This is a genomic window from Pleomorphomonas carboxyditropha, from assembly GCF_002770725.1.
GTDB lineage: Bacteria > Pseudomonadota > Alphaproteobacteria > Rhizobiales > Pleomorphomonadaceae > Pleomorphomonas > Pleomorphomonas carboxyditropha.
Map to the genome: position 1 here is coordinate 122,911 of NZ_NQVN01000014.1, position 13,974 is coordinate 136,884.

Annotated in this window: 15 protein-coding genes; 7 read left to right on the top strand and 8 right to left on the bottom strand. The window is 68.0% G+C overall.

Annotated elements, in window-relative coordinates; genetic code table 11:
• The first annotated feature begins 9 nt into the window (after positions 1–9).
• The 3 genes from CJ014_RS18465 to CJ014_RS18475 are packed head-to-tail and all read left to right on the top strand — an operon-like array spanning position 10 to position 2,305.
• Entirely contained in the window at positions 10–225 is a 216-nt protein-coding gene (locus CJ014_RS18465; protein ID WP_100081961.1) for a hypothetical protein, read from the top strand.
• On the top strand, positions 222–677 hold the full coding sequence (locus CJ014_RS18470) for a type II toxin-antitoxin system VapC family toxin (RefSeq protein ID WP_100081962.1): 456 nt from the start codon (positions 222–224) through the stop codon (positions 675–677). Before CJ014_RS18465 ends, CJ014_RS18470 begins: the two co-directional genes overlap by 4 nt.
• The gene (locus tag CJ014_RS18475; RefSeq protein WP_100081963.1) at positions 677–2,305 is read left to right on the top strand and encodes an ABC transporter ATP-binding protein; all 1,629 of its coding nucleotides are present in this window, start codon (positions 677–679) and stop codon (positions 2,303–2,305) included. The genes CJ014_RS18470 and CJ014_RS18475 overlap by 1 nt, the downstream gene beginning before the upstream one ends.
• Here the strand turns inward: CJ014_RS18475 and CJ014_RS18480 are convergent.
• Positions 2,302–2,754, bottom strand: a complete 453-nt coding sequence (locus CJ014_RS18480) for a DUF1284 domain-containing protein (RefSeq protein WP_245427433.1) — start codon at positions 2,752–2,754, stop codon at positions 2,302–2,304. The two genes, CJ014_RS18475 and CJ014_RS18480, sit on opposite strands and share 4 nt — an antisense overlap.
• Positions 2,751–3,299 (bottom strand): GcrA family cell cycle regulator, encoded by a 549-nt coding sequence (locus CJ014_RS18485; RefSeq protein ID WP_100081964.1) that lies wholly within the window; start codon positions 3,297–3,299, stop codon positions 2,751–2,753. The genes CJ014_RS18480 and CJ014_RS18485 overlap by 4 nt, the downstream gene beginning before the upstream one ends.
• A 479-nt stretch (positions 3,300–3,778) precedes the next feature.
• Here CJ014_RS18485 and CJ014_RS18490 point away from each other — a divergent pair, with 479 nt between their 5' ends.
• The 3 genes from CJ014_RS18490 to CJ014_RS18500 are packed head-to-tail and all read left to right on the top strand — an operon-like array spanning position 3,779 to position 6,941.
• A complete protein-coding gene (locus tag CJ014_RS18490; protein ID WP_100081965.1) occupies positions 3,779–5,008 on the top strand; it encodes an aspartate aminotransferase family protein in 1,230 nt (409 codons plus the stop codon).
• A gap of 14 nt (positions 5,009–5,022) precedes the next feature.
• Positions 5,023–5,958 carry an ornithine carbamoyltransferase gene (gene argF / locus CJ014_RS18495; RefSeq protein WP_100081966.1) on the top strand — a complete coding sequence of 312 codons (936 nt, stop codon included), beginning with the start codon at positions 5,023–5,025 and terminating at the stop codon, positions 5,956–5,958.
• Positions 5,958–6,941, top strand: coding sequence for an Hsp33 family molecular chaperone (locus CJ014_RS18500; RefSeq protein ID WP_100081967.1), 984 nt, complete (start codon positions 5,958–5,960; stop codon positions 6,939–6,941). Before argF ends, CJ014_RS18500 begins: the two co-directional genes overlap by 1 nt.
• Positions 6,942–6,963: 22 nt before the next feature.
• Here CJ014_RS18500 and CJ014_RS18505 read toward each other — a convergent pair whose 3' ends face one another.
• The 6 genes from CJ014_RS18505 to aroA all read right to left on the bottom strand — a co-directional run bounded on the left by CJ014_RS18505 (position 6,964) and on the right by aroA (position 13,083).
• Entirely contained in the window at positions 6,964–7,299 is a 336-nt protein-coding gene (locus CJ014_RS18505; RefSeq protein ID WP_100081968.1) for a LapA family protein, read from the bottom strand.
• Positions 7,300–7,326: 27 nt separating this feature from the next.
• Positions 7,327–7,617 (bottom strand): integration host factor subunit beta, encoded by a 291-nt coding sequence (ihfB, locus tag CJ014_RS18510; protein WP_100081969.1) that lies wholly within the window; start codon positions 7,615–7,617, stop codon positions 7,327–7,329.
• A 57-nt stretch (positions 7,618–7,674) separates the two neighbouring features.
• Positions 7,675–8,613 carry a signal peptide peptidase SppA gene (gene sppA, locus CJ014_RS18515; RefSeq protein ID WP_100081970.1) on the bottom strand — a complete coding sequence of 313 codons (939 nt, stop codon included), beginning with the start codon at positions 8,611–8,613 and terminating at the stop codon, positions 7,675–7,677.
• Positions 8,614–9,118: 505 nt separating this feature from the next.
• Positions 9,119–10,813, bottom strand: a complete 1,695-nt coding sequence (gene rpsA, locus CJ014_RS18520; RefSeq protein WP_100081971.1) for a 30S ribosomal protein S1 — start codon at positions 10,811–10,813, stop codon at positions 9,119–9,121.
• A gap of 259 nt (positions 10,814–11,072) precedes the next feature.
• Positions 11,073–11,738 carry a (d)CMP kinase gene (cmk, locus tag CJ014_RS18525; RefSeq protein WP_207765802.1) on the bottom strand — a complete coding sequence of 222 codons (666 nt, stop codon included), beginning with the start codon at positions 11,736–11,738 and terminating at the stop codon, positions 11,073–11,075.
• Positions 11,731–13,083 carry a 3-phosphoshikimate 1-carboxyvinyltransferase gene (gene aroA / locus CJ014_RS18530; protein WP_100081973.1) on the bottom strand — a complete coding sequence of 451 codons (1,353 nt, stop codon included), beginning with the start codon at positions 13,081–13,083 and terminating at the stop codon, positions 11,731–11,733. Before aroA ends, cmk begins: the two co-directional genes overlap by 8 nt.
• A gap of 342 nt (positions 13,084–13,425) precedes the next feature.
• Between aroA and CJ014_RS18535 the strand changes: the two genes are divergently transcribed.
• Positions 13,426–13,806: a TIGR02300 family protein gene (locus CJ014_RS18535; RefSeq protein WP_100081974.1), complete on the top strand. Its 381-nt coding sequence runs from the start codon at positions 13,426–13,428 to the stop codon at positions 13,804–13,806.
• Positions 13,807–13,974: the final 168 nt, after the last annotated feature.

Here is a 13,974-nt window from a genome sequence, read left to right on the forward strand (position 1 = left end):
GAGGCGAGCATGAACAAAATCGTGCGCAGCCACTATCCGGTCGGCAAGCTGCCGGCCGATCTGCGCGAGGGGCTGCCACCCGACGCTACGGTATCCGTCAGGATCGACGTCGAGGATAGCAGCGACCGGCTGCCACTCAGCCGGCTCGCCGGCACGCTGCCCAATCTCCATGGCGAGGAGGGGGCGGTCATCGCCCATTTCCGCTCGTTGCGCGAGGACGAATGAGCGACCCCCTCGTCCCCAACGACTCGGTTTTCTTCGACAGCAACGCGCTGATCTTCGCCTTCGAGGCCGGCAGCCGCTGGTCAGCGGCGCTAGGCGCACTGTTGGCCAAGATAGAGGCAGGACGGATGCGCGGCGTCGTCTCGGAGCTCAGCCTTGCGGAAATTCTCGTCAAGCCGCTCGCCGAAGGCGCCCAGTCGCACGTCGAGCTCTACGAACGGCTGTTCGATTCCGACAGCCCGCTGGAGATCATTCCGGTCGACCGGCCGGTCATCCGGGAATCGGCGCAATTGCAGGCAACGACCGGGCTGAAGCTCGCCGACGCTCTCCTGGTGGCAAGTGCCGTCCGGGCCGGCTGCCGGCATTTCCTTTCGGCCGACGTGCGGCTCGGTCGCAAGCTCGGCGCCGACCTTGCCTGGCTGCATCCCGACGAACTCGGCGGAACGAACACCTGATGACCGCCCCCCTCCTCTCCGTTCGCAATCTCTCCGTCGCCTTCCGTCATGAGGCGGGCGAGACGCTTGCCGCCTCGGGCGTTTCCTTCGATCTCGAGAAAGGCCGCACGCTGGCGGTGGTCGGCGAGAGCGGGTCGGGCAAGTCGGTGACGGCGCTGTCGGTCGTCCGCCTGCTGCCCTATCCGGCCGCCCGCCATCCTTCCGGCGAGATCCTGTTCAAGGGCCAGGACCTTCTGAAGGCGGATGAGGCGGAGCTCAGGAAAATCCGCGGCGCCGAGATCACCATGGTGTTCCAGGAGCCGATGACCTCGCTCAACCCGCTGCATTCGATCGAGCGGCAGATCGGCGAGATCCTGAAGCTGCACGGGGCGAGCGGCGACGCGGCCGTTCGCCGGAAGGTGATCGAGCTTCTGACCGAGGTCGGCATTCCCGATCCAGAAAGCCGGCTCTCGGCCTATCCGCACCAGCTCTCCGGCGGCCAGCGGCAGCGGGTGATGATCGCCATGGCGCTCGCCAACGCGCCCGACCTGCTGATCGCCGACGAGCCGACCACCGCCCTCGACGTGACCGTGCAGGCGCAGATCCTGACGCTCCTGAAGGCGCTGCAGGCGCGGCACGGCATGGCCATCCTGTTCATCACCCACGACCTCGGCATCGTCGAGCGCTTCGCCGACGACGTGGTGGTGATGACCAAGGGCGAGGTGGTGGAAGCCGGCCCGACGGCCGAAGTGTTCGCGGCGCCGAAGCATGCCTATACCCGCCATCTGATGGCGGCGGCGCCCAAGGGCGAGCCGCCAGCCGCCGCGCCCGGCGCGCCGGTCGTCGTCGAAGCCGAACAGTTGCGGGTGTGGTTCCCGATCAAGGCCGGATTTCTTCGCCGCACCGTCGGCCACGTCAAGGCGGTGGACGGCGTCGACCTCAGGCTCAGGGCCGGCCAGACGCTGGGCGTGGTCGGCGAAAGCGGCTCGGGCAAGACGACGCTCGGCCTCGCCCTCCTGCGCCTGATTTCCTCGGAGGGGCCGATCGTCGTGCTCGGCCGCCGCATCGACGGGCTGGAGTCCCGCGCCATGCGGCCACTGAGGCGCGACGTGCAGGCCGTCTTCCAGGACCCCTACGGCTCGCTGTCACCGCGCATGACGGTGGCCGACATCGTCGGCGAGGGCCTCGCCGTGCACGAGCCCGGCCTCACGGCCGAGGCCCGCGACGCCCGCGTGGTCGAAGCGCTTGCCGAGGTGGGCCTCGATCCGGAGACGCGCCACCGCTATCCGCACGAATTCTCGGGCGGCCAGCGCCAGCGCATCGCCATCGCCCGGGCCATGGTGCTGAAGCCGAAGTTCGTCATGCTCGACGAGCCGACCTCGGCCCTCGACATGAGCGTGCAGGCGCAGGTGGTCGATCTGCTGCGCGACCTGCAGGCCCGGCACGGCCTTGCCTACATGTTCATTTCCCACGACCTCAAGGTGGTGCGGGCGCTGGCCAACGAGCTGATCGTCATGAAGGCGGGCAAGGTGGTGGAAGCCGGACCCGCCGCCCAAGTGTTCGCGGCGCCGAAAGAGCCCTATACGCGGGCGCTGATGGCGGCGGCCTTCCGCCTGGAAAGCGTCGGCGGCGTGGTCGCCGACGCCTAAGCGGGCTCGTCAGCCGCGCGAAAAAGCGTGCCGGCGTAGCCGCCGGCGGCAATGTCGCGGCAGAGCGGCTGCCATTCGCAGAGGGCGCAGGCGGGCTCGAAAGCGCCATCCCGGTAGGCGGCGCGCAGACGCGCCCTGATCATGCCATCGAGAACGAAACGGTCGCCCGTCCCGACCGGCCGGCCGAGCGCGGCGGCGACCAGGGCAAGCGCCCGTCGGTCGCGTTCGGGCACGGTCGCTTCATGGCAGTGGGGATGTTCCTCGACGCGGCAAAGGGGCGCGCAGATGTCGTCGGGGCCGTCGACGATCTCCGCCGTTGCGCCAGAGACGAGCCGGCCGGCTGTCGCCGTCATGCCGGCCACGAATTCCGGCGAGTAGCCGAGCCCCTTGTAGGTGAGGAGGCAGAGGAGATGGTGTCCCCTCAGCCTCACCGTTTCGCTGTCGGTCAACCGGCCGCCTTGCGGTCGCGCTCGCGGCGGCGTTCGGCCGACGGCTGGTAGGCGATGCGGGCGTGGAAGGCGCAATAGGGAATGCCGACTTCCGACTTGCGGCCGCAGAAGAAGAAATCCGGCTTGCCGGGATCGCCGACCGGCCACTTGCAGGTGCTCTCCGTCAGGGAGAGGATGGTCACCTTCTCGAACACCGGCGGCTCGATCTCGGCGACGGTGGCCACGGCCAGCGCCTCTTCGGCCTGGGCGTCGGCCTTGAGGGCCGTGGCGCCGATGGTGATCGGCCGGGCCGGCGCTGCCGGACGGCTGGTCGACTGGGTCTGCGCCACCGGACGGCTGGCGGTCTTGACGCGCGGTGGAGCGGCGACCGTCGGCCGCGCCGGCTGCACCTGCGGCTTCGACCGGCCGGACAGTCCGAGCCGGTGCACTTTGCCGATCACCGCGTTACGGGTCACGGCGCCGAGCTCAGCCGCAATCTGGCTGGCGCTCAACCCTTCAGACCAGAGCGTCTTGAGGCGCTCGACGCGTTCGTCGGTCCAGGACATCTTGTCACCCTCTCTTCGCCGCATCACCCGGGGAATCCCTCAGGACACGCCCGGTCCATCTTTCGGTCCGGCAACGCAAAACACATGCGATTGTATCGCTGGAGCGTCCCGCCACGATATCTCGTGGCGACGACATCTAGGCTACAATGGGCGTTCTCTCCGGCGCAATGACCGCCGAGTCACGCCCCGCGGCGCTTTACGACTTTTCAACAAATATCGTGGCGCCGCCGCATCGCTTCAACCGCCGTTGGCAAATCTGATTCGCCGGGAATGGAAGTACTTGTCCGGCTGCCGTAATTTCGAGCGGCCCCAGCGCAAAAACCTTGACAGTTCCGGCTTTTCCCATGGTATAGAGCCGCCTTGCGAGGGGCCGCGCCGCCGAGAAGCCGGGGGCGCGGCTTACTTTTTTCATCCCGCCGGCCTCGCGGCAGCGGCACCGGCATCCGCAGGAAACTTCTATCACTGAAAAGGAAACTGTCATGACCGCCCCCGGTTCCACCTCTCCGCTCTATGCGACGTTCTCGCGCGCGGACGTGGCCTTCGAACGAGGTGAGGGGGCCTGGCTCATCGACAGCCGAGGCGAGCGCTGGCTCGATTTCGGTTCCGGCATTGCCGTCAATGCCCTCGGGCACGCCCATCCGCATCTCGTCGCGACGCTGAAGGCGCAGGCCGAAAAGGTCTGGCACGTCTCCAATGCGTTCCGCATCCCCGATCAGGAGCGGCTGGCCGAGCGGCTCGTCGCCAGCACCTTCGCCGACCGCTGCTTCTTCACCAATTCGGGCGCCGAAGCGCTGGAATGCGCCTTCAAGACGGTGCGCCGCTACCACTGGGCGAACGGCCATCCCGAGCGCTTCCGCATCATCACCATGGAAGGCGCCTTCCATGGCCGGACGCTGGCGACCATCGCCGCCGGCGGGCAGGAGAAGTATCTCGAGGGCTTCGGGCCGAAGGTCGACGGCTTCGACCAGGTGCCGTTCAACGACATCGCGGCGGTCAGGGCGGCGGTGACGGCGGAAACCGCCGGCATCCTGGTCGAGCCGATCCAGGGCGAGGGCGGCGTGCGCGTCATCCCGCCCGAGAGCCTCAGGGCGCTGCGGCAGATCTGCGACGACCACGGCCTGCTGCTGATCTTCGACGAGGTCCAGTGCGGCTATGGGCGCAGCGGCCGCTTCTTCGCCCATGAATGGGCCGGCGTGACGCCGGACGTGATGGCGGTGGCCAAGGGCATCGGCGGCGGCTTTCCGCTCGGCGCCTGCCTCGCCACGGACGCGGCGGCGGCGGCGATGACGGCCGGCGTGCATGGCACCACCTACGGCGGCAATCCGCTGGCCATGGCGGTGGGCAACGCCGTTCTCGACGTCGTGCTGGCGGACGGCTTCCTCGAGCGGGTGCGCGCCGCCAGCCTGCGCTTCAAGCAGGCGCTTGCCGGCATCGTCGACCGCTATCCCGATCTTTTCGAAGAGGTGCGCGGCGAGGGGCTGCTGATCGGCCTCAAGTGCAGGCGGCCGGTGGCCGAGATGAACGCCGCTTTCCGCGACCAGCATCTTCTCACCATGGCCGCCGGCGACGGCGTCGTTCGCCTGCTGCCGCCGCTGATCGTCGGTGACGACGAGATCCTCGAGGCGGTCAAGCGCATCGACGACGCCGCCATCGCCCTTTCCGCCGCGCCCTCCGCCGCCCCCGAGGCGGCCGCCGCCAAGTCGGCCTGAGCGAGACCACAGAAATGACCGACAACAATCCCAATCACTTCCTCGACCTCACCGATCTCTCCGGCGACGAGCTGCGCGCCATTCTCGCCCGCGCCCGCGACCTCAAGTCGAAGGTGAACGGCTGCCGCCCCGGCGTCGGCCCGCTGGCCGGCAAGGTGCTGGCGATGATCTTCGAGCGGCCGTCGACCCGCACCCGCGTTTCCTTCGACGTCGGCATGCGTCAGCTCGGCGGCGAGACCGTCATGCTGACCGGCGCCGAGATGCAGATCGGCCGCGGCGAAACCATAGCCGACACCGCCCGCGTCATGTCGCGCTATGTCGACGCCATGATGATCCGCATCCTCGACGTCAACGCCCTGCACGAGCTGGCCGAATACGCCACCGTGCCGGTGATCAACGGCCTCACCAAGGTCAGCCATCCGACGCAGGTGATGGCCGACATCATGACCTACGAGGAGCACCGCGGCTCGGTGGCGGGCAAGACCTTCGCCTGGACCGGCGACGGCAACAACGTGCTGAATTCGCTGGTGCACGCGGCGGCCCGCTTCGGCTACACCATGCGCATCGCCACGCCGAAGGAGCTCGCCCCGGCGCAAGGGCCGATCGACTGGGCGCGCGCCAACGGCGGCCGTATCGAGGTGACCAACGACCCGTTCGAGGCCGTCGACGGCGCCGACGCCATCTTCACCGACACCTGGGTGTCGATGGGCGACGAGGAGGGCGAGCGCCGCCGCCACAACCTGCTGACGCCCTACCAGGTCAACGACCGCCTGATGGCCGCCGCCGACAAGGACGCCGTGTTCATGCATTGCCTGCCGGCCCATCGCGGCGACGAGGTGACCTCGTCGGTGATGGACGGGCCGCGTTCGATCGTCTTCGACGAGGCCGAGAACCGCCTGCACGCCCACAAGGGCATCCTGGCCTGGTGCTTCGGCGCGATGGAGGACTGATGAGCGCCGTCGATCGCCCCTTCGCCCCCGCCGGCGATGACGCCGTGCTGCCGTTCGCCGTCGAGGCCCTCGACCTGCGCGGCCGCGTCGTGCGGCTCGGACCGGCGATCGACACCATCCTCGGCCGGCACCACTATCCGCCCGCCGTCTCGCGCCTGCTGGCCGAGGCGGTGGCGCTGACGGCGCTGATCGGCACCTCGATGAAATTCGAGGGCCGGTTCATCCTGCAAACGCAGTCGGACGGCCCGGTGAGCATGCTGGTGGTCGACTTCGACGCGCCCGACGCCGTGCGCGCCTGCGCCCGCTTCGATGCCGGCGCCGTGGCGGAGGCTGTCGCCGCCGGGCGCGACCGGCCGGAGGACCTGCTCGGCCGCGGGCATCTCGCCATGACGGTCGACCAGGGCGCCCACATGAGCCGCTACCAGGGCATCGTCGAACTCGACGGCCGCTCGCTGGAAGAAGCCGCCCACGGCTATTTCCTGCAGTCGGAGCAGATCCCGACGCGCGTTCGTCTCGCGGTCGCCGAGGTGCTGACCCGCGATCCCGGACACGAGCCGCAGCGGGGCTGGCGGGCCGGCGGCCTGTTCCTGCAATTCCTGCCGGACTCCTCCGAGCGCACCGGCCACCGGGACCTGCATCCCGGCGACGCCCCGGCAGGGACGGCGGCAAGCGTCGAAGAGGACGACGCCTGGGTGGAGGCGCAGAGCCTTGCCGGCACCATCGAGGACGACGAACTGATCGATCCGGCGGTCGGCGCCGAGACCCTGCTCTACCGGCTGTTCCATGAACGCGGCGTCCGCGTGTTCGAGCCGCAGCCGCTCGTCGAGCGCTGCCGCTGCTCGCGCGACAGCGTCAAGGCGATGATCGCCTCCTTCTCGCCGGCCGAACGTCTGGACATGGTGGAGAACGGCCGCATCGGCGTCACCTGCGAGTTCTGCTCGACGCACTACGACTTCGACCCGCAGGAATTCGAGACGGAATAACCCCCCGGAACCCCGAGGCGCCTCAGGCGCCCGGGCCGCGCAGCGCCAGCGTCTCCGGTCCTTCCGGCGGGCGCTGCCGCTCCATCTCCGCCTTGAGGCGGGCGGCCTCGCGCCGGCTCTGCCGGGCGGCGCGGCGGACGTGCCCCTGGCCGAACCAGGAACCGACGCCGCCGATCAGCACGCCGACCGCCAGCGTGGCGAAGAACACCACGTAGAGCGGCACCGCGAGCGAGAAGAACGGCGCCGACGGGTTGAACGGGTCGAGCACCAGGGTCACGATCTGGTTGTTGACGACGGCGAGCGCCACGACCACGATGGCGAGCGGGCCGAGGATGACGATCCGCAGAAAGGTCTTCACGGGGGCGTCTCTCCTGCCGACCGGACGTCAGCTCACCTTGCCGTCGTTGAGGCGCTCGCGCATTTCCTTGCCGGTCTTGAAGAAGGGCACGAACTTCTCGGAAACCGGCACCTTCTCGCCGGTGCGCGGATTGCGCCCGGTGCGGGCCGGCCGGCTCTTCACCGAGAAAGCACCGAAGCCTCTGAGTTCCACGCGATCGCCGCTCTTCATGGCGTCGACGACAGTGCCGAGGATCGTGTTGACGATGTTCTCGATGTCGCGCTGGTAGAGGTGCGGATTCTGCGCCGCGATACGCGCAACCAGTTCAGACTTGATCATGGGCGAAAAGCTCCCTGCCGGCCGAGCGAAAGAAAAAAGTCATTGAAGGTTCGAGCCTTAAGGGTGCCAAACTGACACGAGGCCGTCAAGCCGACCTTCGCTATTCCATGCCGAAAGATCGATGCCGATCAGGCGGCCGGCCGCCGCCATGGCCCGGTCGGCGATCCCGAAGCCGGCATAGGGCCGCTCGGGCGCCCAGTCGACCACCTTGAGATCCTTGCCGATGCCCTTGGCGCCTTCAAGCCAGGTGACCGCCTCATCCTCGCCGCCGATCTCGTCGACCAGCCGAAGATCGAGCGCCTGCCGACCGGAATAGACGGAACCGTCGGCGAGCTTCAGCGCATCGGGCCTGGCCAGGCTGCGCCGTTCGGCGACGATGTCGATGAACCAGGCGTAGGTGTCGTCGACGAGCCGCTGGATCATGGCGGCGGCGCCCGGCTGCTCGGGATAGGTGAAGGGCGACGGCTCGGCCTTGAGCGGCGCCGATTTGATGGTCTTCACCTCGACGCCGATATTCTGCATCAGCGCGCCGACGTTGCCGTACTGGAACAACACGCCGATCGAGCCGGTGATGGACGTCCGCTCGGCGAAGATGCGGTCGGTGGCGATCGCCGTCATGTAGCCGGCCGAGGTGGCGAGCGTCCCCATGGTGGCGACCACCGGCTTCTTCGCGGCGATGTCGCGCAGACCGTCGTAGAGCTCCTCGCCGCCGACCGTGGTGCCGCCAGGACTGTCGATGGCGACGATCACCGCCTTGACGGCATCGGAGGAGGCGATGTCCTTCAGCATCTTCCGCTGTCCGGCGTCGGAGAGAATCATGCCGGAGACGGTGACGCGGGCGATGTGGGGCGCGCTCTTGCTCGACATGCCGCCGCCGGCATAAAGCCCGAAGGCGACGGCGACACCGACGGCGAGCAGGAGAGTGATGCCGCGCCAGAAATAGAGCCGGCGCTTCAACCGCCGCCGCTCGACGATGGCATCCGCTTCAAGGGTCATGAGGCGCCTCCCCGCTTGCCGGTTGCGATGGACCTGAGGTAGCAGCACGGCGGCCGGCCGGCAAGACAAACCGCCAGATCGTCGTGCGTCCTGACGAACGCGCAACGATCTAGTTTTTGTTATCGCATCGGATGTTCCGAAAACCGGATTCCACTTCTCGGTCCGATGCTCCGGGCGGGCCCTCCGGCCCGGACGACACCATCGGGAGTTGGTGCCAAGTCTAAACGACTTCAATCATAGTTGAAAAAAAGAAAAGGGCGTCGTGTTCGGCGACGCCCTCGTTTCTGACCTTGCGATGCCAAGCATCGTTTGAGGTCGGCAAGCCTCGAAGGTTGAGGCCCGTCTTGACGTCCGGACTCGGATCGAGTGGACAGTTATTAATATTGTCCCGATGCTTGCTCTCGTCAAGGATACCTTGGGCGCAGTGGTAATAATTCGTAGAAAGAAAAAAGGCCCGCGCGGGGCGGGCCTTTCTCGCTGTCCGGAAGCGGCGTTTTGCGCCGGCTTATTCGCCTTCCTGGCGGGCCTTGAGGGCGGCACCGAGGATGTCGCCGAGCGAGGCGCCCGAGTCGGAGGAGCCGAACTGAGCGACGGCTTCCTTCTCCTCGGCGATCTCCAGGGCCTTGATCGACAGGCCGACCTTGCGGGTCTTCTTGTCGAACTGGGTGACGCGGGCATCGAACTTCTCGCCGACGGCGAAGCGTTCGGCGCGCTGATCGTTGCGGTCGCGGGCGAGGTCGCCACGGCGGATGAAGGCGGTGATGTCGGTGTCGACGATCCGCACCTCGAGCCCGGCTTCCTTGACCTCGACCACCTCGCAGGTGACCACGGAGTTGCGGCGGATCTCGCCGGCCGATTCCATCGGGTCGCCGCCGAGCTGCTTCATGCCGAGGCTGATGCGCTCCTTCTCGACGTCGACGTCGAGGACGACCGCCTTGACGACGTCACCCTTGCCGAATTCCTCGATGACCTGCTCGCCCGGACGGTTCCAGTCGAGGTCGGAGAGGTGGACCATGCCGTCCACATCGCCGTCGAGGCCGATGAACAGGCCGAACTCGGTCTTGTTCTTGACCTCGCCTTCGACCACCGAACCGACGGGATACTTCTCGAGGAAGGCTTCCCAGGGGTTCTGCAGCGTCTGCTTGAGGCCGAGGGAGATGCGGCGCTTGACCGAATCCACCTCGAGGACCATGACCTCCACTTCCTGGCTGGTCGAGACGATCTTGCCGGGATGGACGTTCTTCTTGGTCCAGCTCATCTCGGAGACGTGGATCAGGCCTTCGATGCCCGGCTCCAGCTCCACGAAGGCACCGTAGTCGGTGATGTTGGTGACGCGGCCGGTGAACTTGGCGCCGACCGGGTACTTGGCCTCGATGGCATCCCAGGGATCGTTCTCGAGCTGCTTCATGCCGAGGCTGATGCGGTGCGTCTCCTGATTGACGCGGACGATCTGCACCTTGACCTGCTGGCCGATCGACAGCACCTCGGACGGGTGGTTGATGCGGCGCCAGGCGATGTCGGTGACGTGCAGCAGGCCGTCGATGCCGCCGAGGTCGACGAACGCACCGTAATCGGTGATGTTCTTGACGACGCCGTCGACGATCTGGCCTTCCTCGAGGCTCGACACCAGCTCGGAGCGCTGCTCGGCGCGGGTCTCTTCGAGGACGACGCGGCGCGACACGACGATGTTGCCGCGGCGCTTGTCCATCTTCAGGATCTGGAAGGGCTGCGGCGTGTGCATCAGCGGGGCGACGTCGCGCACCGGGCGGATGTCGACCTGCGAGCGCGGCAGGAAGGCCATGGCGCCGTCGAGATCGACGGTGAAGCCGCCCTTGACCTGGTTGGAGATCTGGCCGACCACCTTCTCGCCCTTCTCGAAGGCGACTTCGAGACGGACCCAGCTCTCTTCGCGGCGAGCCTTGTCGCGTGACAGGACCGCTTCACCGAGCGCGTTCTCGACGCGCTCAAGGTAGACTTCCACCGTGTCGCCGACCTTCAGCTCGCCGTCACGGGCCTTGGCGCCGAACTCCTTGAGCGGCACGCGGCCCTCGACCTTCAGGCCGACGTCGATGACGGCGAGGTCCTTCTCGATGGCGACGATGGTGCCCTTGACGACGGTGCCCTCGGCCACGTCCGAAGCGGTGAGGCTCTCGGCGAGCAGGGCGGCGAAGTCCTCGCGGGTGGGATTGAGTTGAGACATTGAAACTCCTGGGGTGCCGGCAAGGCCGGCGGCGTCGGCGGGTAAGAGTTGCCCCGTCCCTCCGATCCGGTGAACCACCTGACCCACGCCCAAAGGCAGGGTGCCGACGCGACTTCGACCGGACGGACGAGGATGAACAGCTTCACGGGCGGGGCCAGGGGCTCCGCCCGAAAGTCGGGCTTCTATAGCGGAGGATGCCGGCGGTATCAAGGCACAAAAAGGCGGAATTTCGCGCCTTTTCGCGCCGCACGGCGAGGATTTAGTCCCTCTGCCGCCAATTTTCGACGAAGGACAGCGCCGTCGCCAGCACCTCGGCCGGCCCCAGCGCCGACGTGTCGATGACGATGGCGTCGTCGGCCGGCCGGAGAGGCGCCTCGGCACGGCCGCTGTCGCGAGCGTCGCGGGCCTTCACCTCGGCGAGAATCGCCTGGTAATCGACGGCCCGGCCCTTGGCGAGGAGCTCGTCGGTGCGGCGGCGGGCGCGCACCTCGGCGCTCGCGGTGACGTAGAGCTTCACGTCGGCGTCGGGGCAGATCACCGTGCCGATATCGCGGCCGTCGAGCACGGCGCCGCGCGGTCCGTGGGCGAAATCGCGCTGGAAAGCGACGAGAGCGGCGCGGACGCCCGGATGGACGGCCACGCGCGAGGCGAGCTCGCCGGCCTCGCGGCCCCTGAGGTCGGGGCGCCGAAGGTCGGCCGGCGTCAGCTTCCCGGCAACGACGGTGGCCGCCGCCGCGTCGTCGAGGTCGAGGCCGGCGAGCTGCATCAGCTTGCCGATCGCCCGGTAGAGAAGTCCGGTATCGAGATAGGGCAGGTCGAGCCGGCCGGCGAGGCTCTGGGCCAGCGTGCCCTTGCCGGCCGCCGCCGGTCCGTCGATGGCGATGAGAAGCGGCTTGTTCGCCGAGACGTCGGACATCTCAGGCATCGGCCGCCTCCGCGGCCTCGAAGGAGGCGCCGAGGCCGGTCATCAGCGCCTCGAAGGTCGGGAAGGACGTGGCGATCATCGACGCGTCGTCGACGCTCACCGGGTTGCCGGCCACCATGCCGAGCACCAGGAAGCTCATGGCGATGCGGTGATCGAGATGGGTGACGACCCTGCCGCCGCCGGCGATGCGGCCGCCGCGCACCGACAGCCAGTCGGGGCCTTCGGAACAGGCGACGCCGTTGACCCGGAGGCCGGCGGCGACGGCGGCGAGGCGATCGGATTCCTTGACCCGCATCTCGCCGATGCCGGGCATGCGCGTTTCGCCGCTGGCCGCCGCCGCGGCAACGGCGAGGATGGGATACTCGTCGATCATCGACGGCGCCCGCTCGGCCGGCACCGTGACGCCCTTGAGCTCGGCATGGCGCACCCGGAGGTCGGCGAGGCGCTCGCCGCCGGTCGTCCGCTCGGCCGTCACCTCGATGTCGGCGCCCATTTCGAGAAGCGTGTCGATGAGGCCGATGCGGGCCGGATTCATCAGCACGCCCTCGACGGTGACGTCGGAACCTTCCACCAGCGTCGCCGCGACGATCGGGAAGGCGGCCGACGACGGGTCGGCCGGCACGTCGATCGCCTGCGGCTTCAGCTCGGGCCGGCCGGCCAGGGCGATGCGGCGGCCGCCGCCCGGCTCGTCGGAAATTTCGATGTCGGCTCCGAAGCCCTTCAGCATGCGCTCGGTATGGTCGCGGGTGAACACCGGCTCGATCACCGTGGTGACGCCGGGCGTGCCGAGGCCGGCGAGCAGCACCGCCGACTTCACCTGCGCCGAGGACACCGGCAGCCGGTAGGTGATCGGCAGCGGCAGGCGCGGTCCGCGCATGGTGAGCGGCAGGCGGCCGCCGGAGCGGGCGATCACCTCGACGCCCATCTCGGACAGCGGCTCCAATACCCGGCCCATCGGCCGCTTGATGAGGGAGGCGTCGCCGGTGAAGGTGACGGCGATCGGCTGGGCGGCGGCAAGGCCCATGGTGAGGCGCACGCCGGTGCCGGCATTGCCGAAGTCGACGATACCGGCCGGCTCCAGCAGGCCGCCGACGCCGAGGCCGTTCACCCGCCAGACGCCGGCGTCGTCGCGGATCACCGTGGCGCCGAAGGCGCGCATGGCGGCCGCCGTATTCATCACGTCCTCGGCCTCCAGAAGGCCGGTGATGACGGTCTCGCCGACGGCGAGCGCACCGAGCATCAGCGCGCGATGCGAGATCGACTTGTCGCCGGGAACGCGGACACGGCCCCGGAGCGGGGCGGATGTCAGGGAGGTCAGCGGACGGGCGATCGCCTGGGAAGCCATGGAGCGGAACACCTGATACGAACTTGCGAAGATGCTGACGCACCCGCTCGTTGAACTGGTCGTGAATTGCTCACCGCCCTCAATGGCATGAGAAATTCACGAACGGAATACCGGGGCGCATTTTTCAATGGCGCCCGCCGTGGCACCTCTCGCCCCGGCGGGGTTCCGTAGGTGTTGCGGCCGCTCTAGCATAGCCGGACGGCCGCGTCACTTGCCCGAAGCGGCCGCCGGAGAGGGCGAGCCGGCCGGATTGCCCGGCCATCGCCACCAATTCACCTTTGACAGACCCCCCGGTTTGCCTATATGTGCCTGCCCGATTTACCTGACAACGCGAGGCCGACCGTGGCGAAACCTGAACTTGGGCTGAAGCGTCTTTGCCCCAGCTGTGGCGCGAAGTATTACGATCTCAACCGTTCCCCCATTCTCTGCCCGAAATGCGGTGCCCAGTTCGACGCCGGACTGGCGGCGCGGGCCCGGCCGGCGACCGCCATCGACGACGAAGAGGACAACGAGGAGGAGATCACCGAGGTGGGCACGCTCACTCCAGAGTTCGTCAGCCTCGAGGATGCCGAGGACGCCGACGGCGACGACGTGCCCGATATCGAGGATTCCGACATCGAGGACGAGACGCCGGAGGACGACGTCTTCCTCGAGGAGGAAGACGAGGACGGCGGCGACATGTCCGACCTGATCGGCGATGTCGGCGACGAGGAAGAGCACTGAGCTCTCCGCCCATCCCGGGACAGTCAAGGCCGGCTGGCGCTCTGAACTGACCCCCGAAAGTTGGACACCAACGTTCGGGGGTTTTCTATGTCCAAGTACAGCGTTTCTTTCAAAGAACGCGTCGTTGCGTTTTATGGGGGTGGCGAGCGTAGCTACACAGATGTCGGG